Annotated in this window: 1 protein-coding gene; it reads left to right on the top strand. The window is 67.5% G+C overall.

Going from position 1 to position 763, the window contains the following annotated elements:
* The coding region (locus CXQ90_RS21665) for a TadA family conjugal transfer-associated ATPase (RefSeq protein ID WP_104141389.1) at positions 1-763 on the top strand (763 nt) is incomplete at both ends.

Raw genomic sequence — 763 nt, 5'->3', positions numbered from 1 at the left:
TTCGGTTCCGACGCGGAGGTTCAGGGACTTGCCGCCCGGCTGATTGCTGCCGGGGGAAGGCGGCTGGATGACTCCAATCCGTGCGTTGATGTGCAGCTGCGCGGCTACCGGGTCCACGCGGTGCTGCGTCCGGTATCCACTGGTTCCACGCTGCTCTCCATCCGCATCCGGCGCACGCTGACCTTCACCATGGAGGAACTGCAGGCCGGTGGAACTATGGATCCTGAGTGCGCCGCAGTGCTTCGGCGCATCATCGCGTCCCGCCTGAACTTCCTGATCAGCGGAGCCACCGGCACGGGGAAGACCACACTGCTCTCCACCTTGCTGTCATTGAGCAAACCGCACGAACGGCTGGTGCTCGTGGAGGACGCCGCAGAGCTGGATCCCCGCCACCCGCATGTTGTGGGCCTGCAAAGCCGGCATGGCAACGTCGAAGGAGCCGGGTCCGTGGATCAGGCCGAACTGGTGCGCCAGGCCCTGCGGATGCGGCCGGACCGGCTGATTGTGGGGGAGTGCCGCGGCGCCGAGGTCCGTGAACTCCTGGCCGCCATGAACACCGGTCACGACGGCGCCGGCGGCACAATCCATGCCAACTCGGCTGCCAATGTTCCCGCCCGGCTGGCAGCTCTCGGGGCGCTCGCCGGCATGAGCAGCACCGCGGTTACTCTGCAGGCTGCAAGCGCCCTGGACGTGGTGGTGCATCTGGCCCGCAGCGCCGCCGGCCGCCGGGTTGCTGAAATAGCCGTGATCACGGCATCGGCTG

Origin of the sequence: Arthrobacter sp. ZGTC131 (genome assembly GCF_002929275.1) — a bacterium.
Lineage (GTDB): Bacteria > Actinomycetota > Actinomycetes > Actinomycetales > Micrococcaceae > Arthrobacter.
The sequence above is the reverse complement of the archived record's forward strand: the minus strand, read 5'-3'. Positions and strand labels throughout refer to the sequence as shown.